Annotated in this window: 24 protein-coding genes and 1 tRNA gene; 11 read left to right on the forward strand and 14 right to left on the reverse strand. The window is 54.7% G+C overall.

The window, feature by feature from the left end:
- Positions 1 to 59: 59 nt before the first annotated feature.
- From fbp to gcvT, 5 genes are all read right to left on the reverse strand, one after another.
- The gene (gene fbp / locus E3E25_RS10405) at positions 60 to 1,187 is read right to left on the reverse strand and encodes a fructose-1,6-bisphosphate aldolase/phosphatase (RefSeq protein WP_167893376.1); all 1,128 of its coding nucleotides are present in this window, start codon (positions 1,185 to 1,187) and stop codon (positions 60 to 62) included.
- 108 nt (positions 1,188 to 1,295) lie between these two features.
- Positions 1,296 to 1,532, reverse strand: a complete 237-nt coding sequence (locus tag E3E25_RS10410; protein ID WP_167893245.1) for a hypothetical protein — start codon at positions 1,530 to 1,532, stop codon at positions 1,296 to 1,298.
- Between the two features lie 357 nt (positions 1,533 to 1,889).
- Positions 1,890 to 2,030: transfer RNA gene (locus E3E25_RS10415), tRNA-Trp, on the reverse strand.
- A gap of 39 nt (positions 2,031 to 2,069) precedes the next feature.
- Complete coding sequence (locus tag E3E25_RS10420; RefSeq protein ID WP_167893246.1) at positions 2,070 to 2,897, reverse strand: DMT family transporter; 828 nt, start codon at positions 2,895 to 2,897, stop codon at positions 2,070 to 2,072.
- A gap of 129 nt (positions 2,898 to 3,026) precedes the next feature.
- A complete protein-coding gene (gene gcvT, locus E3E25_RS10425; RefSeq protein WP_167893377.1) occupies positions 3,027 to 4,223 on the reverse strand; it encodes a glycine cleavage system aminomethyltransferase GcvT in 1,197 nt (398 codons plus the stop codon).
- A gap of 102 nt (positions 4,224 to 4,325) precedes the next feature.
- Between gcvT and E3E25_RS10430 the strand changes: the two genes are divergently transcribed.
- Entirely contained in the window at positions 4,326 to 5,162 is an 837-nt protein-coding gene (locus E3E25_RS10430) for a universal stress protein (protein WP_167893247.1), read from the forward strand.
- Between the two features lie 92 nt (positions 5,163 to 5,254).
- Here E3E25_RS10430 and E3E25_RS10435 read toward each other — a convergent pair whose 3' ends face one another.
- Positions 5,255 to 5,842, reverse strand: coding sequence for a DUF99 family protein (locus E3E25_RS10435; protein WP_167893248.1), 588 nt, complete (start codon positions 5,840 to 5,842; stop codon positions 5,255 to 5,257).
- Positions 5,839 to 6,150 carry a divalent-cation tolerance protein CutA gene (gene cutA / locus E3E25_RS10440; protein ID WP_167893378.1) on the reverse strand — a complete coding sequence of 104 codons (312 nt, stop codon included), beginning with the start codon at positions 6,148 to 6,150 and terminating at the stop codon, positions 5,839 to 5,841. The genes E3E25_RS10435 and cutA overlap by 4 nt, the downstream gene beginning before the upstream one ends.
- 70 nt (positions 6,151 to 6,220) lie before the next feature.
- Between cutA and E3E25_RS10445 the strand changes: the two genes are divergently transcribed.
- Positions 6,221 to 6,496 (forward strand): acylphosphatase, encoded by a 276-nt coding sequence (locus E3E25_RS10445; protein ID WP_167893249.1) that lies wholly within the window; start codon positions 6,221 to 6,223, stop codon positions 6,494 to 6,496.
- On the opposite strand, the gene E3E25_RS10450 is transcribed toward E3E25_RS10445, so the two are convergent.
- On the reverse strand, positions 6,486 to 7,079 hold the full coding sequence (locus tag E3E25_RS10450) for a regulator of amino acid metabolism, contains ACT domain protein (RefSeq protein ID WP_167893250.1): 594 nt from the start codon (positions 7,077 to 7,079) through the stop codon (positions 6,486 to 6,488). The two genes, E3E25_RS10445 and E3E25_RS10450, sit on opposite strands and share 11 nt — an antisense overlap.
- A gap of 116 nt (positions 7,080 to 7,195) precedes the next feature.
- On the opposite strand from E3E25_RS10450, the gene E3E25_RS10455 reads away from it, so the two are divergent.
- Positions 7,196 to 8,086 (forward strand): ADP-dependent ribose-1-phosphate kinase, encoded by an 891-nt coding sequence (locus E3E25_RS10455; protein ID WP_167893251.1) that lies wholly within the window; start codon positions 7,196 to 7,198, stop codon positions 8,084 to 8,086.
- On the opposite strand, the gene E3E25_RS10460 is transcribed toward E3E25_RS10455, so the two are convergent.
- Genes E3E25_RS10460 through E3E25_RS10470 form a run of 3 tightly spaced genes read right to left on the reverse strand, consistent with a single transcriptional unit; the run spans position 8,073 to position 10,649 of the window.
- Positions 8,073 to 8,891: an ABC transporter permease gene (locus E3E25_RS10460; RefSeq protein ID WP_167893252.1), complete on the reverse strand. Its 819-nt coding sequence runs from the start codon at positions 8,889 to 8,891 to the stop codon at positions 8,073 to 8,075. The two genes, E3E25_RS10455 and E3E25_RS10460, sit on opposite strands and share 14 nt — an antisense overlap.
- A complete protein-coding gene (locus E3E25_RS10465) occupies positions 8,878 to 9,678 on the reverse strand; it encodes an ABC transporter permease (RefSeq protein ID WP_255496526.1) in 801 nt (266 codons plus the stop codon). The genes E3E25_RS10460 and E3E25_RS10465 overlap by 14 nt, the downstream gene beginning before the upstream one ends.
- Entirely contained in the window at positions 9,675 to 10,649 is a 975-nt protein-coding gene (locus E3E25_RS10470; RefSeq protein WP_167893253.1) for an ABC transporter ATP-binding protein, read from the reverse strand. The genes E3E25_RS10465 and E3E25_RS10470 overlap by 4 nt, the downstream gene beginning before the upstream one ends.
- A gap of 173 nt (positions 10,650 to 10,822) precedes the next feature.
- On the opposite strand from E3E25_RS10470, the gene E3E25_RS10475 reads away from it, so the two are divergent.
- The 3 genes from E3E25_RS10475 to E3E25_RS10485 all read left to right on the forward strand — a co-directional run bounded on the left by E3E25_RS10475 (position 10,823) and on the right by E3E25_RS10485 (position 12,561).
- On the forward strand, positions 10,823 to 11,107 hold the full coding sequence (locus E3E25_RS10475; RefSeq protein WP_167893254.1) for a hypothetical protein: 285 nt from the start codon (positions 10,823 to 10,825) through the stop codon (positions 11,105 to 11,107).
- Positions 11,108 to 11,249: 142 nt separating this feature from the next.
- Positions 11,250 to 11,783, forward strand: a complete 534-nt coding sequence (tfe, locus tag E3E25_RS10480) for a transcription factor E (protein ID WP_167893255.1) — start codon at positions 11,250 to 11,252, stop codon at positions 11,781 to 11,783.
- 43 nt (positions 11,784 to 11,826) lie between these two features.
- Positions 11,827 to 12,561: a DUF2110 family protein gene (locus E3E25_RS10485; protein ID WP_167893256.1), complete on the forward strand. Its 735-nt coding sequence runs from the start codon at positions 11,827 to 11,829 to the stop codon at positions 12,559 to 12,561.
- Here the strand turns inward: E3E25_RS10485 and E3E25_RS10490 are convergent.
- From E3E25_RS10490 to E3E25_RS10500, 3 genes are all read right to left on the reverse strand, one after another.
- The gene (locus E3E25_RS10490) at positions 12,545 to 13,912 is read right to left on the reverse strand and encodes a hypothetical protein (protein WP_167893257.1); all 1,368 of its coding nucleotides are present in this window, start codon (positions 13,910 to 13,912) and stop codon (positions 12,545 to 12,547) included. The genes E3E25_RS10485 and E3E25_RS10490 overlap by 17 nt on opposite strands.
- A gap of 87 nt (positions 13,913 to 13,999) precedes the next feature.
- Positions 14,000 to 14,905, reverse strand: a complete 906-nt coding sequence (locus tag E3E25_RS10495; RefSeq protein ID WP_167893258.1) for an Mrp/NBP35 family ATP-binding protein — start codon at positions 14,903 to 14,905, stop codon at positions 14,000 to 14,002.
- A gap of 131 nt (positions 14,906 to 15,036) precedes the next feature.
- Positions 15,037 to 15,942: an AAA family ATPase gene (locus E3E25_RS10500; protein ID WP_167893259.1), complete on the reverse strand. Its 906-nt coding sequence runs from the start codon at positions 15,940 to 15,942 to the stop codon at positions 15,037 to 15,039.
- A gap of 336 nt (positions 15,943 to 16,278) precedes the next feature.
- On the opposite strand from E3E25_RS10500, the gene E3E25_RS10505 reads away from it, so the two are divergent.
- From E3E25_RS10505 to E3E25_RS10525, 5 genes are read left to right on the forward strand one after another with little or no spacing between them, the layout of a single operon-like run.
- Entirely contained in the window at positions 16,279 to 16,884 is a 606-nt protein-coding gene (locus E3E25_RS10505) for a 4Fe-4S dicluster domain-containing protein (RefSeq protein ID WP_167893260.1), read from the forward strand.
- Positions 16,881 to 18,851 (forward strand): anaerobic carbon-monoxide dehydrogenase catalytic subunit, encoded by a 1,971-nt coding sequence (gene cooS / locus E3E25_RS10510; RefSeq protein ID WP_167893261.1) that lies wholly within the window; start codon positions 16,881 to 16,883, stop codon positions 18,849 to 18,851. The genes E3E25_RS10505 and cooS overlap by 4 nt, the downstream gene beginning before the upstream one ends.
- A gap of 33 nt (positions 18,852 to 18,884) precedes the next feature.
- Entirely contained in the window at positions 18,885 to 19,355 is a 471-nt protein-coding gene (locus E3E25_RS10515; protein ID WP_167893262.1) for a 4Fe-4S dicluster domain-containing protein, read from the forward strand.
- On the forward strand, positions 19,352 to 20,404 hold the full coding sequence (locus E3E25_RS10520) for an FAD-dependent oxidoreductase (protein WP_167893263.1): 1,053 nt from the start codon (positions 19,352 to 19,354) through the stop codon (positions 20,402 to 20,404). Before E3E25_RS10515 ends, E3E25_RS10520 begins: the two co-directional genes overlap by 4 nt.
- Positions 20,404 to 20,928, forward strand: coding sequence for a 4Fe-4S dicluster domain-containing protein (locus tag E3E25_RS10525; protein WP_167893264.1), 525 nt, complete (start codon positions 20,404 to 20,406; stop codon positions 20,926 to 20,928). Before E3E25_RS10520 ends, E3E25_RS10525 begins: the two co-directional genes overlap by 1 nt.
- Positions 20,929 to 20,943: the final 15 nt, after the last annotated feature.

Genomic DNA, 20,943 nt, shown 5'->3' on the forward strand with positions numbered 1-20,943 from the left:
CTCACGGGTTATAAGATTTTATGGGGAGAATAGTGGAGGCAAGGAAATAAAGAGGGAGATCACTCCACGGGCTCGAACCTGTCCTTGAGCTTCTCCAGAATCCCCGGGAGGGTGGTGTACTCCATGTCCTCCATCGGGAGCCTGTGGGGCTCGAACGGGCCGTGCCTGCGCATGTACTCGGCGATCTCGACGGCCTTCTGCCTGGCGCCGTCGAAGGCCGGGTCATCGAAGAGATCAACCGGACCGACGAGCTTCCCTTCTGGGCTTATCTGCCAGCCGAGGGCGACGACGCGCGGCGGGCCGTCGAACCTCGTCGGGTTGGCCTGGTGCATCGGGACCGGCATGACCGGGCCGTTGTGGGAACCCCTCATCCACCCGCTGACGAGGTGCGGGAATGCGAAGGGCTCAAGAACTTCTCCAAGGGCAGGCAGTCCGCTCTGGGCTCTGACGATAGCTACCGGGTCGTCTTTTCCGACGTACTCGCCGGCTACCTCGTAGAGCTTTTCCGTGCTTATGACGGCGACCGGCTCATCCTTCGGTATCTTGTGTCCCTCCTTCGGGAAGACTCGCTTGATGACGTAGCGGCTCTTGGCTCCGATGAGGGCGAGGAGGTCGTAGAGCTCCTCTGGGGTGTTGAGGATAACGCGCTTGTGCTCCTTTATGTCCCATACCTCGAATCGGAAGCCCATGTGCATGTTGGGATCAATGACAAGGCCGGCCGTGTTGAACGGGTCGGCGAACATCCTGAATATGGGCAGGTTAAAAGCGCCAGGCTCGGTCTTGTCCATGTGGAAGGTGACTATCGGCTCGCTCTTCCTCAGGGTGATCTCCATTTCCGCAACTCCTGGCCCCATTCCGCGGACGTTTCCGCTGAATGCATCTTTGAGGAGATCCTGACCGGCCCCGTAGAGGCCGAGCTCCTTGGCGACCTTGGTGGCCTCCTCAAAGGTTCTCCATGCGAGGCCGTGTATCTCGGAGCTGTCGACACCTTTCTTGTGAGTCATGATGAGTTGCAGGTCATCGCCGCAGGTGGCAACGTAGAAGTCTATTATGGTACCCTCCTCCTGGGCCTTGGCAAGAACCTCTTCGGCAGTCTCGACGAGCTGGGGGTGAACCCTTGAATGACCCGGCCAGCCGCCGATGTCTGCCTTTATAACGCTGATCGTTATCTTCTCTCCAACTGCCATGGCAATCACCTCGATGGCTTTTAAGCACTTTTATGCTTATAAAACGTTAATATCACCGCCGATGATACCAGGCGGGCGGCAAATTCTCCACAGAAATGGAAAGAGGATTCATTCGCAGATGTCGGTCCAGCCAAACTCTTCCTTGGCGACCTTTATGAGGTTCTTGAGTTCCTCCTTCTTGATGTTGACGCTTGAGCTCGCACCGACTAGGGCGATGATGCCGTGAACCTCCTCCTGAACCTGAATCACGTCGTCACTGACCTTGACCACTCGAAGCTCCCTCTTGGCGGTCTCCCCCTCCCCTATGTAAAACTTGTCGTGGCCTATCCTTACGGGCTCCTCCATGGTATCACCTCGTAAACTTTTTGTAAGTCAAAGTTAATAAAACTTCCGCCGGCACTGATGCTTTTGGAAAAAGCTTCACCAAAAGTTTGTGATTCATCTGCAGGACTTCCCTAAATTGGATTCCAAACTCAATTTTGGCCACTTAGAAAGGGAATCATTCGAATAAGGCTTTTTCACGCGGGTTCCACTATAACCGCGCTCCAAGGGAGCGCTAAAAAACTTGAACCCATTAAGAAGCGCCTTTGGAGCAAATCCCAATATCAAAAAACAACCATTGAAGAAAATCCACTCCAAAAGCAGCCATTCAATAAAGAATCACAAGCTTTTGATCAAACTTTTCGCCAGAAAAGTTTGTACTGGTGGGGGCGCGGGGATTTGAACCCCGGTCCGCGGGTTTCTCCGGGTCAGAGCTCCAAAGGCTCATCCCCAAATCAGCAAACCCGCAAGTCCTCATACCTCTGGAGCCCGCGATGATGGACCAGGCTACACCACGCCCCCATCCGGCTTAACCTACCCAAGCCGAGTTTATAAGTTTTGCTATCTCTTCCCGATGATGATGCCACCCACTATCATGGCCAGCCCCACTACCGTTGCCGGGGCTATGCTCTCCCCAACAAAGAGGGAGATGAAGAACAGGCTGAGAAACGGCACCAGGTAGGCCAGGTTGGATGCAAACGCCATATCCCCCTCAACGGCCCGGTACCAGAGGAGGAAGGTAACTCCCATCTCGAAGAGACCGACGTAGACCGCTCCGGCGAGCCCTTCCAGGGGAGGCACTGAGAAGTTGCCGGTTGCAACCACAACGATGGAGATGTAAAGGAATCCAAAAAGGAAGTTCCAGAACATCTTTTCGATGAGTGGCCTATCATCGCGCAGGTTGAGGAGCCAGTAGCTTGCCCAGACCACCGCGCTTCCAAGGCCGAGGGCCACTCCTAGGGGGTCCCTGAAGTTCAGGTCGGCAACGTTTCCTTTCGTGGCCACCACCAAAGCTCCGAGGAATCCGAGGAACAGGCCGAAGGCTGTCCCCGCCCCGGGTCTCTTTCCGAGGAGGGGAATAGAGAGAAGGACGAGGATCAGCGGCCAGGTGTAGTTGAGTGCCTGCGCTTCTTGGGCCGGCAGTCTGTCGTAGGCCGAGAAGAGGACGGTGTAGTAGAGGAGGGGGTTTATAAGGCCGAGGTAGGCCGAGCGGAGGTTTTCCTTTCTGGGGGTGAACTCCCTCGCGTAGATGACTCCAAAGAGCACGAGCGAGGTTAGGGACGCGTAGAAGAGGAGCTGGAGAGGACTCATGTAGCGGAGTGAGAGCTTGAAGGCACTTGCGACGGTTGACCACAGGAGAACTGCACCGACGGCGTGTTTTTTGGACATGGGTTCAATTCATTCTCGGGACATATAAATTCAGCGATTTTGACTCTCCGAACAAAATTTGGTTCTGCCCCCGTTACCAGGTAACGCCCCCATTACCTAAAAGGTTTTTGGAGAAAAGAAGAGGAGGGATCACTCCTCCCTGAAGGCCCCGTACTTCTTGGGGTCGTAGAAGGGCGGAGCAACGGTTACGGCTTTCTTGGGCTTGCCCCTTATCTCTATCTCCAGCTCAACGCCCGGCTTGGCGTAATCCTCCTTGACGAAGGCTATTCCAATGCCCATTCCGAGGAGAGGTGAAGAGGTTCCGCTGGTTACCTCACCTATGACCTCGCCGTTGGCCAGAACCTTGTAGCCCTCCCTCGGGATGCCCTTTTCAAGCATCTTGAAGTGCACCATCTTCCTGCCGAGGCCGCGCTCTTTCTGCTTGAGGAGCGCTTCCTTGCCAATGAACTCCTTGTCCCAGAAGATGGCGAAGTCGAGGTTGGCCTGGAGGGGGGTAACCTCATCCACGTCAGTGCTGAGGAGTTGCAGTTCTTTCGTCTCGTTGCCGTAGAGGGTGTAACCTGCCTCAAGCCTGAGGGTGTCCCTCGCCCCGAGTCCGGCCGGCTTTATGCCGTACTTCTCTCCGGCCTCAAGGATGGTCTTCCAGACGTGTAAAGCTTTCTCCGGCTCTCCGCGCTTGCTCTCGTCCGGGTGGTACGGGTTGGCGTCCTCAAAGTAGACCTCAAAGCCGTTCTCGCCGGTGTAGCCGCTCCTTGAGAGGAGCATCTTGATTCCGTCGAGTTCCACCTCCTTCGCCTGGAACCACCAGAGCTCGTTGATGTCGATGCCGAAGAGGTCCTTTGCGAGGTCTCTAGCTTTAGGACCCTGGATTGAGAACATGACCATGTCGTAGGTCTTGTTCTCGATTTCGAGGTCGAGCTGGCCGAACTTCTCGATTCCCCTCTTTATGGTGTTAAACCAGGCGTCGAGCTTCTCGAAGGCATCGCTGTCGCAGACCATCATGTAGGTGTCGTTTCCCATGTTGAAGACAAGGGTCTCGTCCTTTACTGCTCCGCGCTCGTTGAGAACGAGGGTGTAGGTTCCGCTTATGGCCGGGGGCTTTGAGATGTCGTTGGTTGTCACGTACTGGAGGAACTCAAGGGCGTCCTTTCCGCGGAAGATGAACTCGCCCATATGGGAGACATCGAAGATTCCAACGCCGTTTCTAACCGCCAAGTGCTCCTCCTTTATGCTTGAGTACCAGATGGGCATCTCCCAGCCGGCAAAAACTTCAACCTTCCTGGCGTGCTCCTTATGCCAGTCAAAGATGTGAACCCTCTTAACCATAGCAATCACCGTTGAGAGTTGGCCGTGGGCATTATAACCCTTTCCAATGCATGGGCAACGATAATAAGCATCAACGTCCAAATTAATACCGGGGTGTCCAAGATGTTTGAGAAGGTTTTATATCCAACCGACTTTTCGGACGTTTCCCTGCACGCCCTTCGCACATGCATTCCCGAACTCGTCTCCATGGGGGTTAGGGAACTCCACCTCATTCACGTCGTTGACATAACCATTGCCGAGTTCGAGGCTTTCGAGCTCGAGGATATCTACCGGGAGAAGCTTGAGAAGCTCGCCGAGGAGCTCAAAACCGATGGTGTAACCGTAAACGCGATAGTCAGGATAGGCATCCCATCAATTGAGATTGCCGAGGTGGCGGAGGAGAGGAACATAGACCTCGTCGTTATCCCAAGCGTCGGCGAGAACATCTGGAGAACCATGTTCCTGGGCAGCACCGCCTCCAACCTCGCCAGGGCCACCAGGCGGCCGGTTCTCCTCTTGAAGTACCAGAAGAAAGATGACGGTTTCGAGCCCTCGGTGGACTGCTCGGCGATATTCAAGCGCCCTCTGGTCACGCTGGACTTCTCGAAGTGCTCGATAAAGATAATCAAGACCGTGAGGGAATTCGAGGAGCTCATAGAGAAGGGAATCCTCGTTCACTCCGTGGACTACGGCAAGATGGACGAGCTTGAGCGCAACATAGAGGTGGCGAAGCTCAACCTGAGGAAATCCGCCAAGGGCGTGAAGGCACAGTTTGATGTTGAGGTTCTCGTGGGTAGCGCAAGTCAGGCGATAATAGGAACCGCACTGGCAAAGAACGTTACGCTCATAGTCATCGGTAAGAAGGGTAGAAACTTCCTGAAGGACCTGCTCCTAGGGAGCACCGCTGAGAGGGTTATGAGGGACTCAAAAGTCCCGGTGCTGCTGGTACCGTGTGATTGACCTCAGACTGGAACGGCTTCCACATCAAGATTCGGTAGCTACCCTGTTGCCATCATCGGCCGTTTCTTTCTTTCCAGGGGCATCTTATAAACCTACTCCCTCGTGCTTTCTCCCCTCATGACGGCGCTGGCTATCATGTGTGCCAGCCTTAGGGGCTCCGGAATCAGGCCCGTTTTGGTGGTCACCTGGACTATCTCGGCGGCTCTATCGGCTTCGAGGCCCAGGGCTTGAATGTAGAGCCTCTCCGGGACGAGCTCCACTATGGATGGGGCTTTCCTCAGAAGGCTTATCCTCTCCTCGGCATCGCTGAAGTGCTTTCTCAGCGCCCCTTCCATGGCCGCCAGGTCTGGCCTCTTCCTCACCACGACAACGACAGGCAGGCCCGTCTCGGAGTGGAGCCTTTCAAGGTCAACGATGTTGAAGCCAGCGTAGGTTATTCCCTTCAGCATTATCACGCGCAAGTCTTTGAATCTGGAGGAGTTGACGGCGTCTATCATTGCCTCGGTGGCGTCGTTTCCGTCGACGGTTATCCAGCGCGAGAGAACGCCAACAACCTCCTGGGAGCCCTTCATAACGACGCCTATCAGAATCGTCTTCTCCCGTTCGAGTTTGGAGGAGAAAGAGAACGTCCCATCGTCAAACCCAACGACGCGTATCTGGGGCTTGACTTTCCTTATCATGACAGCACCTTCTCGAGCCACTCCGCGTATTCACTGTTCACCTTGTCTACCTCTATCCTGGCTATCAAGGGAACCTCGTAAGGGTGCATCTCCCTTATGGCCTCCCTCAGCTCTTTCCACTTTTCCACGGTCGTCTTGAGAAGTGCTCCCACCTCTGTGTCCTCCTCCACCTGTCCGTTCCACCAGTAGAACGCCCTGTGCTCCCTGAGGTTTGCGCAGGCGATGAGCTTCTTCTCAAGGAGTGCCTTAACCACCTTCTTGGCGCTCTCCCAGTCGGGGAAGGTTGTGTAAACCATTACCATCTCCATCTTCCCCACCGGATTAAGCTCGACGGATAAGCTTAAATCGGTTGTGGGAGTACCATCGAGGGGATGGTGTATGAGGAGGGTAAGGGCTCACCTTAGAATCTACGGGCGCGTTCAGGGGGTTGGATTCAGGTGGAGCATGCAGAGGGAGGCGAGAAAGCTCGGCGTTAGCGGCTGGGTGAGGAATCTGCCCGACGGAACCGTCGAGGCTGTCATAGAAGGTGACCCCGAGAGGGTTGAGGCGCTGATCGGCTGGGCTCACCAGGGCCCGCTCCTGGCGAGGGTCACGAGGGTTGATGTAAAATGGGAAGAACCGGAGGGGCTTGAGGGGTTCAGGGTCACGGGGTAGCCTCTAGCCTCTCGATTAGGATCCTTTTCGGGCAGTATTTGACCTCGCAGTAGTTGCAGACGAACTTCTCCTTGTCTTTCTCCGGGGTATGGAGGATTAGCTTTCTGAACCCCTCCATTTCCTTTACCCTCATGAAGACCTCGACCGGCAGAGTGCCGTCTATGACTATGTACAGCTTTGTGGGCTCCTCCCTGAGGTTCCTGCTGAATACCTCCATAACCGGGACACCGCTCTCTGACAGCAGGCGAAGCACCTCCGAAAAACCCCTGAGGTAGCCCTCTTTCTCCAGTTCTATCTCCAGGACCTCCCATCCCATCAGGGGTGCGACGTCTATGAGGCTCGGAAGGGGGTTGAGCCTCTCGAAGATAAGCTTAAGGGGGTATGTCTTTTCGATGTACTCTATGGTGTGATAGACTATCTTTCTGTTGACTCCGATTACCCTGGCGAGCTCGCTTATCGGAACTTCCACGTTCCTGAGGTATATTTTCCCGTTCTTCACGCTAAGGCCGTTCTCAAAGAGGAACTCCGCCACCTTCCTCCTGGCGGGATAGTTCTTGAAGTACGCCTCCAGTATGAGCATCATTTTTGTTCACCTCTTACTCATATGTGGGTAGGAATGGATATTTAAATCTTTCCCCGGATTCCTCCGCAAGTTTATTAACAATGCCCGGCCCATCTCTCTATTCAGAGGTGAGGGTCATGGCAAGGTTCGACGTTGTGGGTGTGGGCAACCTCAACTACGATATCATACTGCTCGTAGAGCGCTTTCCTAAGTTCCACGAGAAGGTCAACGCCGAAAACGCGTTTTTCGGTCTGGGCGGTGCCGCCGCAAACACTATAAGCTGGCTGGCCACGTTTGGACTGAGAACTGGCTATATAGGGGCCGTTGGAAGGGACGAGATTGGAGAGGCTCACATCTCGTACTTTAGAAGACTGGGCGTTGATACTGGAGGCATCAGGACAGTGGACGCGCCCTCGGGGGTTGCCGTTGCCATAATACATGGAGAGGACAAGAGGATAGTGAAGTATCCCGGTGCCAACCTCATGAAGGAGATAGACTTCGATTACCTCTCGGGGGCGAGGCACGTCCACCTCTCTTCGAACCCTCCGGAGACCATAGTTGAGGTCGTGAACTTCGCAAGTGCCAGAGACGTAACGGTCTCCCTTGACATAGGTGAGGCCCGGTTACCCAGGGAAATAGAGGAAAAAGTTGATTACCTCATGATGAACGAGGACGAGTATAGGAGAAAGTTCGGTTCCCTCGATTTATCGCTCTGCTCGGCTAAGAACCTCGTGGTCACCCTCAACGGCGGCGGTGCCCTTGTGAGGGATGAGAACGGAAGTGTCCGCGAGGTTCGCGGGCTCAGCGCGGAAGTCATCGATTCGACCGGAGCTGGAGACGCTTTCGACGCGGGGGTTATATATGGAGTCCTCAAAGGCTGGTCGCTGGAAGAGGCAGCGAGACTTGGCATGGTGCTCGCTTATCTCACCGTTCAGAAGGTCGGTGCGAGAAGTGCAATAGTTCCGCTGGAGAGAGTCATAGAAGTCGCGGAAGAGACGGGCATCGAGCTGCCCTTCAATAGGCCTTAAGGCCGACGATTTTTGCCTGTTTTTCACTCCATTTATATGCCAAGTAGCCGAGAAGGCCGTATGCTGCCGAGAGAACCGAAAGATACGCTATCTCCATAGCAGCTGCCCCATAACCGTGGGCAACGACGCTTCTCACGGCCTCAGTTGTGGGTGCATATGGCAGTATTCTGGCCAGGAACTGCAGTCCGCCGGGGAGTATCGAGATGGGGTACATCGCACCGCTCAGCGCGAACACCAGCATCTCCAGTATGCTTATGAACGGCCCTGGATCCCTCAGATAGAGCACTATCCCGGCTGTGGCCATTCCCATTCCCACCATTCCGATGGTCCCTATCAGGAGCACCGGAATAGCTCTGGAGAACGCCACGATGTCGAAGTTCAGCCCGAACAGGAGTACGAACAGGGGGACGTAGAGCGACATGTACGCGAATGAAAGGAGCAGTCTCGTGAGGACGTTGCCGAGGAAGAAGGTTATTCTCCTCATCGGGGCGGCGAAGGAGTACTCAAGGGTTCCGGCGTAGAGTTCATCGACGACACTCCAGACGAAACCGCTGAGAAACGTCAGCCCGAACCCCAGAACCATGAAGCCGAGGACGGCGAATGTTACGTAGTCCGAGTAGCCGGTCAGCTCGCGGAGGGCCTCCGAGTTTCTCTCCCCTGTGAGGCCTATCCCTATGAGGAGGGCCTGTCCAACGAAGAAGAAGCCGAGGGCTATATCGCTGACGAACCAGAGCTTGTAGCTCAGGAAGATGCGCCAGCTTTTAACGGCCACCCCCCAGAGGGCCCTGAGCTCAGTAGCCACCATACCCGATCACCCTCGTCGTTCTCTCCGCCCACCGGAAGAGCAGGTAGCCAATGGCCCAGTAGGCGGGTATCAGGAGCATCAGCCACGCCACGGAACCTGAGACTGCGGGGTACCCCTCGCCTGCAAAGAGCGTCCTGACGATTTGTGCCGAATGGGTCAGCGGGAACAGGTTGGAGAGGGCCTGAATAGGCGCTGGCATTACAGTGAGGGGGAAGAAGACGCCTGACAGGAACAGCATTGCGAACTCGAATATCTGGGCGAAGGGCCCGATGTTCTTCAGGAGCATAACTAAGCCGGCAAATACAAAGCCGAAGCCCAAAAACGCCAGGAGTGAGGCCGCTATAGCCGGCAGGGACTTCAGGACGATGACCGCGGTTATGGGGATTTTGAAGATTATTACCCCCATGACAAAGACTATCGCCATGAGGATGGAATCCATGAGGAGCCAGCTCAGCGAGAGCCCGAAGAGCAGGCTGATAAGCCTCGCCGGAGACAGGACGTTGGTTTCAAATGTCCCCCTCTGGAGCTCCCTCCTGACGCCCCAGACGTAAGCCTCCATTGGCGAGACGGAGACCCACCAGAGGACATAGCCTATGAGGGCGTAGGTGGGATAGTCTCCCATTCCCGTGGAGGCCTCAAGCAGGGCCGAGTATCTGCCTCCGAGAACGGCCTGCCCGAAGTAAACGAACTGGAGGAGGAAGACTATCCCCACGAGGATCGAGCTTATGACCCTAAGAGGGTAGCGGAAGAACATCCGGAACTCCTTCTCTACAACGGCCAGTATCAATCCCTCAGCCCCCTTCCGGTGAGCTTTATGAAGACGTCCTCAAGGGTTGGCTCCATTCTCTCGACCGAAAGCACCTTGGCGCCCCGTTTTACGAGCCATTCCACGAGCCGGGGCAGGTCTTCCTCGTCAACCTGGGCCCTGAGCCTTACTGTTCCGGCCGAGGCGTCCTCCTCAACCACCGCCATACTGAAGGGGCTCTCCTTGAGACTTTTGGGGTTTAGCTCCCTTACCCTGATCTCGACGGTCTCTTCGTCCTTAACGAGCCTCTTCAGGCCCCCAGGAGTGTCCATGGCTATTATCCTCCCGTGGTCGATGATCGCTATCCTGTCGCACAGCTCCTCCGCCTCGGCCATGTAGTGGGTCGTTAGAAGAACAGTCTTGCCTTCCTCCTTCACGAGCCTCTTCACGAACTCCCTCACGAATATCGCACTCTGCACGTCGAGGCCGAGAGTTGGCTCGTCCAGAAAGAGAACCTCGGGGTCGTTTATGAGCGCCTTGGCTATGGCCAAGCGCTGTTTCATGCCGCGGGAAAAGTTCATCACCAGGTCGTTCCGCCTCTCCCAGAGGCCTACAAGCTTAAGGAGGCTTTCTATTCTTTCCTTTTCCTCACTTTTGGGGACGTAATATATTCTGGCGAAGTACTTGAGGTTCTCATAGGCGGACAGGCGCCAGTAGAGGGTTCTCTCGCCCTCGGCCACGAGGTTTATCCTCCTCCTGATTTCCCTGGCGTCTCTCCTTATGTCCAGCCCCAAAACCCTTGCAGTCCCCCCGCTGGGCTCCAGAAGGGTCGTCAGCATCTTTATCGTGGTGGTTTTCCCCGCACCGTTGGGTCCGAGGAGTCCGAAGAGCTCCCCCTTCTTGACTTTGAAGCTGACACCCTTTACGGCCTCCACCCACTCTACCTTCCTGAAGGGGAGGGGAATCTTCTTTGGATAACTCTTTCTAAGCCCCTCGGTCTCTATCGCCCACATAACACAGCCCCTATCGAGTTAGTGAACTTCAAACTTCAATAAAAATATTGCCTCATAACGTTTAAATAATGGTCGATATCATTGTTATTTAAGGGGCCTTAGGAAACCCTTAAAAATCCGCTACCTAAAAGCCCTAGAGAGACCAAAAAGTCTTTGGGCTGGAGGTGGAGCACTTGGAAATCATAATCGACAACTTCAAGCCGAAGATTACCCGTCCCTTCAAAAGGAAGAACGAGTACTGGGTCAAGCTCATCACTCAGGATGGGGAGTATATAATGAAGTTTAAAACTCCCCTTGAGGCGGAAGATGCCATCTACGGCATGTTAGACGACCTTCAGGTTTACGGGGGCAAGGTCAAGCTCAAACTCAGGGAAGGTAACGTTATTGAGGACATAGAGGTTCTCGAACTCTACAAGCCCTCCGCGAAGGAATTGCTTAACGAGTACTTCACCGATTAGCCCATTCAACGTTCTTTTCTGTTCACTGGCGTTGTAAATATGACAAAAACCTATATATACCCCAGCTCACATAGTTTGTTATTGGACAGTATTTATGTGCTAAAATCCAGCATGGTTGAATATTCTCTGGAGGTCGTTAATGGTGGCGAGGAGAAAAAACAAGGAGCTCCTTGAGCTTGCGATGGACATGGGCGGTGAGGAGGCCGTTGAGGTAATCAAGGCTCTCGAAAAGAAGAAGGAATCCACTGACGAAGAGCTCGCCGAAATAACTGGCATTAGGGTCAACACTGTCAGAAAGGTCCTCTACATGCTCTACGATCAGGGGCTGGCTGAGTTCAAGCGCATAAGGGACAAGGAAACTGGCTGGTATTACTACTACTGGAGACTTGAAACCAAGAGGCTGCCAGAGATAATCAGGGCTAAGAAGATGGCAGAGCTGAAGAAGCTCCGGGAAATGCTGGAGGAAGAGACCAGCGAGATTTACTACCACTGCGGTACGCCGGGGCATCCGAAGCTGACCTTTGACGAGGCCATGGAGTACGAGTTCCAGTGCCCGATATGTGGCCAGATGCTCATGCAGTACGACAACACTGCGGTGGTTGAGGAGCTCAAGAGGCGCATCGAGGAGCTCGAGATAGAGCTTGGCCTCAGGAAGAAGCCCAAAAAGAAGAAGTGATGCCTGTTTGAACGGTTGGTGATGAACTTCGGGGATGGTGAGTATGCAGGAAGTAGTTATTCTTGAAAAGGTTTACGGGGATAGGAGTGGCTTTCTTAAGCTTGACAAGAAGTTGAAGGCTCTCCTTGGAGATTTGGAAGTCGAATGGAAACTTTCAGCGGTTAAGAAGAACTGGATTAAGGTGTCTCTGAGCGGCGAGGACGAGGAGATAAGCGCGAACCTCGTTCGCGAGGAGTTCGGTGAGGTTCCCTACAAGCTGAGCGCGGTTAAAGAGGGGGAGACCTACCGCGGTCGTTTCGTGGACCTTGGCAAGGTTGGCTACGGCGCCTATGTGGACATCGGAATCTTCACGCCCAGGCCGAAGGATGCACTGTTGCCCCTCTACTACCTCAAAGAGACCTTCGGTGAGATGCCGGTAAGGCAAATGATAAGGGACTTCGGCTGGGTGGACAACCTGCCCGTGGAGGTCGTCGTTACCAAGGTTGAATTCGGTGCCAGGGAAGTCGAGCTGGCCTTCAGCGACGCTCAGTTAAAACGCATAAAGACCTGGCTCAGCGACGGCTACGACAAACTCTTCATAGCCGGCACCGTGAGTGAGAACATTGAAAAAGCCCTCATCAAAACGGGCCACGGACGGGACGTGAAGCGCATAGAGGAGTTGGGTCTCATGGAAACTCTCCTGATACTCAAGAAGGGCACCCAGGCCCCTGGAATAATCAAGGAAATCGGTCCGCACCTCAGGGGGACCCTCATAGGGGCCGTCAAGTTCCGGGAGTGAGTCCGTGGATTAGCCTCACGGTTAGGGCTGAGATAAGGATGAAGCAGTAGGGGAACAGTGAGGGCACGAACAGCGACACCGGAAGGTACAGGATCGTCATCAGGAGCAGGAAAGCACTCTGGCCCTTCATCTTTATTCCCCTTTCTCCCTTGGTCATCGTGTAGGCCATCGTCACCAGGGCTAGGGCGCTGTTGAACAGGAACCTCTCCAGATACCCCCATCCGTGCGGGTCCATTCCTTTCGGAAGGCCAACGGGAACTCCGAACTGGAGGTACATGGTAAGAATCCCCGCGCCTGTTATCAGCAGGTACGCGTAGTTTCTCAGGTGCCTCTTCGGGAACGTGATGACGAAGGCTATTGGTATGAAGGCCAGATATGGGTTTATAGCCACCGTAAGCAGTGTGAACACCGAGAGAACGAAGGTCTGGAGCAGGGCCTTCCATTTCTCCGGGGAGAATGTCACATTGCTTATTATCGCGAGGGTTATCGCGAGACCCGCCAGTCCGAGGGCGCTACCGTTGATGTGATACAGGTTTTCCCTGAACATGGGGGCAACGAACGTAAGCCCGAATATCATAAAGCCGAGCTCACGAGCCCTCTTGGGTGCCAGGTAGAAGGAGAACGATGCTATCAGTAGGATGAGAATCCAGTGGACGAAGATTACGTTCTCCTCGATGGGGGGCACGAACCTGAAGATGAACCCCATTATCATGCTGAGGGGAGACTCGGGAGAACCGCCCACGGCGAATGTTACCGCTTGGAGGAGGTAGCGCAGGAACCGCTCCGTCAGGACGGGTCTCTGGGCGGTCAGGTACCATAAGATGAAGAGCGATGCGGTTAGGATATAGAAGCTGCCCGCGTGGCTGTTGTCGCGCCTCAGGGCGAGCAGGAACGTCAGGATGATGATGGATAGGAGCGCTAAAAAAGCCACCACCGAGCCGCGAGGGGGATTCCAAAGCCCTTCGAAGGCCCTCTCGGTTATGTAGATGTTGTCCTCGGAGCCGGTTATGAGGACTGTGCCGTTGAGGACGACGATCGAGGGGAGAAGGGAAGCGTTGGCGGGGAGCCCCGTGAGGTTCCAAATCTTTGCCATCGCGGGATTGTTGTAGACGTTTCCGACCAGAACCAAGGTATCATTGCCGTGGGGTTTTATCGTGTAGAGCCTCTCGTCCACGTAGTACGCCCATCCCCTTGCCCAATCATCGTTACCCGCTATGACAGTGTAGGTTGAGCTTGAGTTTAGAAATGCCTGAAACGTATCCTGGCTGGGATAGTAACTTAACCTCTCCGCGGAGACCAGTGGAAGGGCGGTTAGGATGATTAGAGTTACCAGAACGAGGGCCCGTTTCATCGTATCCCTCCCAGTGAGATACCCAGAAGTGGTTAAAAAGTTAATGCAGAGGAAGTCGATAAAGAAGGAAAAGGATTCGTTAGAGGATTACTCCCCCTTGGATTCATCGGGGGCTTCCTTCTCGCCTTTCATAGCTTCAAGCTTCTCCACGAGCTTGTCAACTATCTCCATGAAGGCCTTCGCCGCCACGGTGTCCTCGTAGAGAACTATTGGAATCCCCGCGTCGCTGGCCTCTCTGGCCCTGAGGTCTATCGGAATCTCTCCGAGGAAGTCAACACCTTCCTTCTCGGCGAGCTTCTTTCCGCCACCCTTGCCGAAGATGTCTATCTCGTTGCCGCAGTGCGGGCAGATGAGGTAACTCATGTTCTCGATGACAGCGACGTAGGGCACCTCCATCTTCTTCATCATGTTGACGGCCTTGCCTGTGTCGAGCAAAGCGACCTCCTGAGGGGTAGTGACTATCACAGCGGCGTCGAGCTTGAGGGTCTGGGTAACGGTGAGTATCTCGTCGCCGGTTCCCGGGGGGAAGTCGATTATCATGAAGTCCAGCGAACCCCACTTGACGTCGCCGAGGAGCTGCTTGATGGCTTTGGTGACGAGCGAACCGCGCCAGATTATCGGCTGATCCTCCGGGACGAGGAAGCCCATGCTCATGACCTTGATCGGGGTTGTCTGGCCAAGGAAGTCGTTCATCGGGGGTATCATCTCAAACCTGCCGTCTTCCATCTTCTCGGCCAGAACCTCGGCCTTGTCGACGCCGAGCATCTTGGCGACGTTCGGTCCGTGTATGTCGGCGTCGAGTATTCCGACGAAGTAGCCCTTCTTTGCCAGAGCGGCGGCGATGTTAACCGCAACGGTGCTCTTTCCAACGCCCCCCTTACCGCTCAGGACGGCTATCTTGTACGTCCACTTTTCCTGCTTCTCGTTTATCCTCTGGGTGAGGGGATCAGCGCCCAGTCCGCCTATGTTGAGTGTGGGAGCTTTGATGGTCATCTAATTCACCTCCGGCTTAGGTTGGCCTAAGGTGCTTAAAAGTTTTGTCCAAAACTTTTACAGTATTATACATATATGGGTATCAGGCTGTGAGATGAAAGTTGAAAGAAACAGAGAGAGCAGCGTGTTAACTACTCCGCGTACTTCAGGAGGATATCTTTCAGCTCTAGGGCTTTCACGTAGGTCGGTGACTCGGGATTGGCGAGTATTGCCTCTATCTCCGGGTCGTACTCCTCCACCATCTCATCGTAGGGGATCACCGTCTTCGTGGTGAAGTCGTTGAAGCCGAGCTCGTTCAGGATTCTCTCGACCTTTTCCACGTGAGTACTCTTCTTCACTTTGTTGATTACCAAGTGGATGTGCTCTATGCCCAACTGCTTCGCCAGTTTCGCCGCATCAACCGCCACCTGAACGGAGTTGTAGGTTGGCTCTGTGAGTATAACCGCCTGCTTGAAGCCCTTAGCTAGGGCCCTTCCAAAGTGCTCCAGCCCGGCCTGCGTGTCCATCAGGATTATCTCGCCCTTCCGGAGGTTTATGTACTTGATGACGGCATCGAGAAGAGCATTTTCGGGGCAGAGACAGCCGGCCGCGGCCTGAACTACACTTCCCATGACGAGGAGCATGACGCCATCAGGTCCAACGACACCGAAGCGGTCAACGACGTCCCTGACGTCGGGGGTAAGCGAAAAGTAGAGCCCCCAGTTGGTACCGGGTCTTGCTCCGGTCTTCTCCTCTATGTAATCCAAGTTTCTGTTGAGGGGGACTATCTTATCGCGCACTTCCTTTGGAACGCCGAGGGCGTGTGCGAGATTCATCTGAGGATCCTCATCAACGGCCAGAACACGGTAGCCATCCCTGGCTAGGAGCCTCGCGAGAATAGCCGTCATTGTGGTTTTTCCAACTCCACCCTTGCCCGTTATCACGACCCTGAAGCCCTCCTCAGGGCCCTGTTTTTTGGTTCGTTCCCTTAACTCATCGGCGATTTCAAACAGCTTCTTTCTCCTTTTCTCATCCTCTGGATTCAGAGGTTTTGTCATAATCGAGCACCTCTAATGATTGAAATACGGCGATATAAATGCTTTTAGGTTCGACATACGAACTCAATGATTCTACAAATTTGGGTAATTAATGCCATTTTTCTGGAACTTATGTACATTCTTTTATAGATGACCTTTGATGGACAGAAATGTATAACCTTTGGTTTCACACTTTTGGGTAGTTATCTCGCGGGAGGGCCTATGTGACCCTGATTCATTGCATTGTTGTATTTTTTAACGATTTTTGTTACAATTTTAAAGACTATCCCCGGGTTGTATGTTAAAACGGAAAGGGATTTATAAAGTATACGTCAAAAAGAACAACGGTGATTTCCTATGCCCACCGATTCAAAGCCTACTATTTTCATAAATCCAGCGAAGTGCATTGGCTGTCGGCAGTGTGAGATAGCGTGTGCAGTGGAACACTCCCAGAGCAAGGACCTCTTCTCGGCGATCTTTGAGGATCCGCTGCCCCTGCCGAGGATACACATTCTCCCCATGGGGGCCTACAACGTACCCATGAACTGCCGGCACTGCGATGGCGCACCCTGTGTTGAGGTATGTCCCACCGGTGCGCTCTATCACGACGAAGACGGCGCGGTTATGATAACCCCTGAAAAGTGCATCGGCTGCAAGATGTGTGCCATCGTCTGTCCGTTTGGTATTCCCGAGTTCGAAGCCCTCAACGGTGTGATGTTCAAGTGCGACCTGTGTCCCGACAGAAGGGTCGAAGGAAAACTTCCAGCGTGCGTTGAGGCGTGCAAGACCGGGGCGCTCCAGTTCGGCACTATTGATGAGATAGTCTCCAACGTCAGGAAAGAAACGGCCGAGAGGATAATCAGGCTGAAAGAAGGCACATATGAGGAGGAATACAACGGTTGGGACCTTTTCAGGTCCATGTACGCCGAAATTATTCGTATTAATGAGGGGGAGTCGAAATGAAGAAGTATAAAGAAGTCTCCATCGATAGTACCACCCAGCGGATGTACGAACGGGCCCAGGAGATGGGCATCGAAACTGTGTGGGAGCGGCTTGAGAAGCAACAGCCGCAGTGCGGTTACGGCCTCCTTGGAGTCTGCTGCAGGAACTGTATGATGGGACCGTGCAGGATCAACCCCTTTGGAGGTGAGCCAAGGAGGGGCGTCTGCGGTGCCGATGCCGACACTATAGTCGCCAGGAACCTCCTCAGGATGATAGCAGCCGGTGCTGCTGCCCACAGCGACCACGGGCGGCACGTGGCTTTAACCCTGCTCATAGCGGCCGAGATGGCCGAGAAGTTCAAGAAGGAAGGGAAGCCCGTCCTTGAGCTGGATAACATGGCCTCGAACGTTCTGCCTTATCAGGTTAGGGACGTTGAGAAGCTTAAAGCGGTTGCCAAGAGACTCGGAATCGAGACCGAGGGCAAGACTATAAGGGAGCTTGCCAGGGAAGTTGCCGAAGTGGCGCTCCACGATTTCGGAAAGCAGGATGAGGAGGCGCTGGCCTTCCTCAAGGCCTATCTCAACCCCAAGACCTACGAGATATTCGAGAAGGCCCCCGAAAAGGCCGGCATGCCCTGGTTCGAGAACGGCATCCTGCCGAGGGGAATCGACAGGGAGATAGTGGAGAGCCTCCACAGGACACACATAGGAACAGATCACGACCCGGTTAGCATACTCCTCCACGGTCTGAAGACTTCCCTCGGCGATGCTTGGGGTGGTTCTTTAATAGCGACTGAGCTCCAGGACATACTCTTCGGAACGCCACAGGTTATAAAGGCCGAGGCCAACCTTGGGGTTCTGAAGGAGGACTACGTCAACATAGTCGTCCACGGCCACGAGCCGGTTTTGTCTGAGAAGATAGTCGAGGCGGCACAGGATCCTGAATTGCTCGAACTCGCCGAGAAACTCGGCGCCAAAGGAATAAATGTCGTCGGAATGTGCTGTACCGGTCTTGAGGTTCTCATGAGGCACGGCATACCCATAGCCGGCAACTTCCTCCAGCAGGAGATGGCCATAGTTACCGGCGCAGTTGAGGCCATGGTCGTTGACGTGCAGTGTATAATGCCCGCGACGGTTGACGTGGCCAGGTGCTTCCACACCAAGATAATAGATACCAGTCCGCTGGCAACGTTCCCTGGAGCCATACACATCAAGTTCGACGAAAGGAGAGCGGATGAGATAGCCAGGGAGATAGTCAGGACCGCTGTTGAGAACTTCCCGAACCGGTCGAAGCAGAGGGTAGAGATACCCAAGGAGAAGATGGCAGGATACGTTGGCTTCAGCGTCGAGGCAATACTCAAACACTTCGGAGGCTCCCTCAAGCCCCTGGAGGAGGCGATAGTCGAGGGCAAGATAAAGGGCGTCGCCGGCTTGGTCGGATGCAACAATCCCAAGATAAAGCAGGACCACAACCACATAAAGATAGCCAACGAGCTGATGAAGAGGGACGTTCTCCTCATAGGAACCGGTTGCTGGGCAACAGCGGCGATGAAGTACGGTATTTTCCTGCCCGAGTACGTTGACACCGAGAACGTCGGGCCCGGCCTGAGGGAGTTCGCCAAGGAGTGGGGCATTCCTCCCGCCCTCAACATGGGTTCGTGCGTTGACTGCACGAGGATGCTGGTTTTAGCTGACCTCATAGCGAGGGATCTGAACGTCCCCATCTCGGCATTACCAGTGGTGGGCTCCGCCCCCGAGGCCATGACCGAGAAGGCGGTCTCAATCGGAACCTACTTCGTGGCCAGCGGAATCACCACTCACCTCGGCATAGTTCCGCCGGTTCTCGGCGGTCCAAAGGTGGTGAAGATCCTCACGCAGGATCTCTACGACATCGTTGGAGCGGCCTTCATAGTGGAGCCCGACCCGTACAAGGCAGCGAAGCTGATGTACGACCACATAATGAAGAAGAGGAAGGAGCTCGGCATCTGAGCTCCCTCTTTTATTCCCTTTTGAGGTGGGACGATGTTCAAGCGCATCAAGGGATTATTCGGGAGGGAAGAGAAGGCCTCCCTTTCACCCCCGGCCGAGACTCCGGAAAAGGAAGGCTTAAACGCTGACGCCTGCATAGGCTGCGCCCTCTGTGCCCAGGTGTGTCCACACAACGCGATATTCGTTATAGATAACGGTAAGAAGGTCATCTCCTTCCATCCTGAGCTCTGCAGGGAGTGTAATTACGAGTGCAACGAGATATGTCCGACGAAGGCTATCCAAGGTCACCCTGACAGGCTCGACCTCGAGTTCGAGTACGCCCACTGCCAGGTCTGTGGTAGGAAGCTGGACTACACCGTTAAAACCGCGGAGTTCCTCTACCACAAGCTCGAAAAGTTCTACGATCATCCTGAGGTCGTCTTCATGTGTGACAGATGCAAGCACGATCGCGTCAAGGAGTTCCCGAGCGAGTACCTGAGGTTCTTCGGGGGGACCGTTAAATGAGGGGCATAAAGTTCTCCTTTCTCTGCAGAGAGAAGCCCAATCCGACGGGGAAAAGAGTAGCAATAATCGGCGCCGGACCTGCTGGACTCACGGCTGCCGGCTACCTCGTCTGCAGGGGACACGACGTTGACATCTACGACAAAATGCCCGAGCCCGGCGGCTTGATGCTCTTCGTCATCCCGGAGTTCAGGATTCCAGTCGAGAGGGTTCGCCTCGGCGCGAAGGAACTTGAGGAGGAGTTTGAGGTAACCTACTACCCGAGGACGAAGGTCATGGAGGATGAGCGGGAGGACGAGGGCGACGAGTTCTACGAGAGGGTCGTTAGGCTCAGTGAGCTCAGGGAGAACTACGACGCGGTTCTAATAGCCACCGGAATCTGGAACGTGAGGAGGATTGGAATTCCTGGGGACGACCTGGAGGGCATACTCTCACCGCTGGAGCTCCTCTTCTGGATAAAAGGTTACGAACTCGGCTACGTTCCGAGGGATAAGGTCCCCAAGCTGGAGGGCAAGAAGGTCGGGATAATAGGGGCGGGCCTCACGGCCGTTGACGTTGCCTTTGAGTGCAACCGCCTCGGTGCGGAGGTTGAGATATTCTACCGCAGGACGATAAGGGAAGCCCCCGCCGGAGCCTACGAGATAAACATCCTGCGGAACAGGGGGGTCAAGTGGTTCGAGCTCGTCACTCCAAAGCGCGTGATAGGTGAGAACGGCCGCGTTAGGGCCATAGAACTCCTTAGAACCCGTCTTGGAGAGCCCGATGAAACCGGAAGGAGGAGGCCTATACCCATTGAAGGCTCGGAGTTCCAGGTTGAGCTCGACTACCTGGTCTTCGCCATAGGCATGGTCTCCACCCCACCGGTTAACGGCTCCTACATCGTCACCGACAGGAGGGGCAGGATCGTAGTTGATTCCAGGCACATGACCAGCGTCGAGGGAATTTTCGCCGCCGGGGATGTCGTCAACGGCCCGACGAAGGTCGGCAGGGCGATAAAGGACGGCCTCTATGCGGCAGTCTCAATCGACGGGTGGCTCAGGGGGGAGCCCTGATGGAGAGGAAGTACCTCTACCTCGACCACCTCACGTGCATTGGTTGTGAAACCTGTGAGACCGTCTGCGACTTTATCCATGATGGGAGCCCGCACATAAGAATTTACGTGACGGAGAACAAGCAGTACCTCCCGATAAACTGCAAGCACTGCGACGACGCTCCCTGCGTGAGGGTCTGCCCAACCGATGCCATCTACCGGGACGAGGATGGAGCCGTGAGGATAGCCGAGAACAGGTGCATCGGCTGTCTCGCCTGTCTCCAGGTGTGTCCCTACGGCGTTCCCTTCTACAGCCTTAAGGTCAGGGCAATAACCAAATGCGACATGTGTGCAGACAGACGTGAGGTGGGTCTCGAACCGGCCTGCGCCCTCATGTGCCCGGCGGAGGCCATCCAGTACGGCCCGCTGGAGATGGTCCTTGAACTCGTCAACGAGAGGCGCGCCAGGAACATACCCGAGCACAGGAGGGAGCTGAGTGAGGAAGAGCTCAGGAAGAGCGTGAGTTCCGGCTACGTTCTTCTCTGATATCTTTTTGGAGGT

The sequence above is a fragment of the Thermococcus sp. MAR1 genome, from assembly GCF_012027305.1.
GTDB lineage: Archaea > Methanobacteriota_B > Thermococci > Thermococcales > Thermococcaceae > Thermococcus.

Bases quoted from the DNA above. Each gene is read 5' to 3' on its own strand.
- fbp (WP_167893376.1), bottom strand. From the start codon at position 1,187: ATGGCAGTTGGAGAGAAGATAACGATCAGCGTTATAAAGGCAGACATC.
- E3E25_RS10410 (WP_167893245.1), bottom strand. From the start codon at position 1,532: ATGGAGGAGCCCGTAAGGATAGGCCACGACAAGTTTTACATAGGGGAG.
- E3E25_RS10420 (WP_167893246.1), bottom strand. From the start codon at position 2,897: ATGTCCAAAAAACACGCCGTCGGTGCAGTTCTCCTGTGGTCAACCGTC.
- gcvT (WP_167893377.1), bottom strand. From the start codon at position 4,223: ATGGTTAAGAGGGTTCACATCTTTGACTGGCATAAGGAGCACGCCAGG.
- E3E25_RS10430 (WP_167893247.1), top strand. From the start codon at position 4,326: ATGTTTGAGAAGGTTTTATATCCAACCGACTTTTCGGACGTTTCCCTG.
- E3E25_RS10435 (WP_167893248.1), bottom strand. From the start codon at position 5,842: ATGATAAGGAAAGTCAAGCCCCAGATACGCGTCGTTGGGTTTGACGAT.
- cutA (WP_167893378.1), bottom strand. From the start codon at position 6,150: ATGGAGATGGTAATGGTTTACACAACCTTCCCCGACTGGGAGAGCGCC.
- E3E25_RS10445 (WP_167893249.1), top strand. From the start codon at position 6,221: ATGAGGAGGGTAAGGGCTCACCTTAGAATCTACGGGCGCGTTCAGGGG.
- E3E25_RS10450 (WP_167893250.1), bottom strand. From the start codon at position 7,079: ATGATGCTCATACTGGAGGCGTACTTCAAGAACTATCCCGCCAGGAGG.
- E3E25_RS10455 (WP_167893251.1), top strand. From the start codon at position 7,196: ATGGCAAGGTTCGACGTTGTGGGTGTGGGCAACCTCAACTACGATATC.
- E3E25_RS10460 (WP_167893252.1), bottom strand. From the start codon at position 8,891: ATGGTGGCTACTGAGCTCAGGGCCCTCTGGGGGGTGGCCGTTAAAAGC.
- E3E25_RS10470 (WP_167893253.1), bottom strand. From the start codon at position 10,649: ATGTGGGCGATAGAGACCGAGGGGCTTAGAAAGAGTTATCCAAAGAAG.
- E3E25_RS10485 (WP_167893256.1), top strand. From the start codon at position 11,827: ATGCAGGAAGTAGTTATTCTTGAAAAGGTTTACGGGGATAGGAGTGGC.
- E3E25_RS10490 (WP_167893257.1), bottom strand. From the start codon at position 13,912: ATGAAACGGGCCCTCGTTCTGGTAACTCTAATCATCCTAACCGCCCTT.
- E3E25_RS10495 (WP_167893258.1), bottom strand. From the start codon at position 14,905: ATGACCATCAAAGCTCCCACACTCAACATAGGCGGACTGGGCGCTGAT.
- E3E25_RS10500 (WP_167893259.1), bottom strand. From the start codon at position 15,942: ATGACAAAACCTCTGAATCCAGAGGATGAGAAAAGGAGAAAGAAGCTG.
- E3E25_RS10505 (WP_167893260.1), top strand. From the start codon at position 16,279: ATGCCCACCGATTCAAAGCCTACTATTTTCATAAATCCAGCGAAGTGC.
- cooS (WP_167893261.1), top strand. From the start codon at position 16,881: ATGAAGAAGTATAAAGAAGTCTCCATCGATAGTACCACCCAGCGGATG.
- E3E25_RS10515 (WP_167893262.1), top strand. From the start codon at position 18,885: ATGTTCAAGCGCATCAAGGGATTATTCGGGAGGGAAGAGAAGGCCTCC.
- E3E25_RS10520 (WP_167893263.1), top strand. From the start codon at position 19,352: ATGAGGGGCATAAAGTTCTCCTTTCTCTGCAGAGAGAAGCCCAATCCG.
- E3E25_RS10525 (WP_167893264.1), top strand. From the start codon at position 20,404: ATGGAGAGGAAGTACCTCTACCTCGACCACCTCACGTGCATTGGTTGT.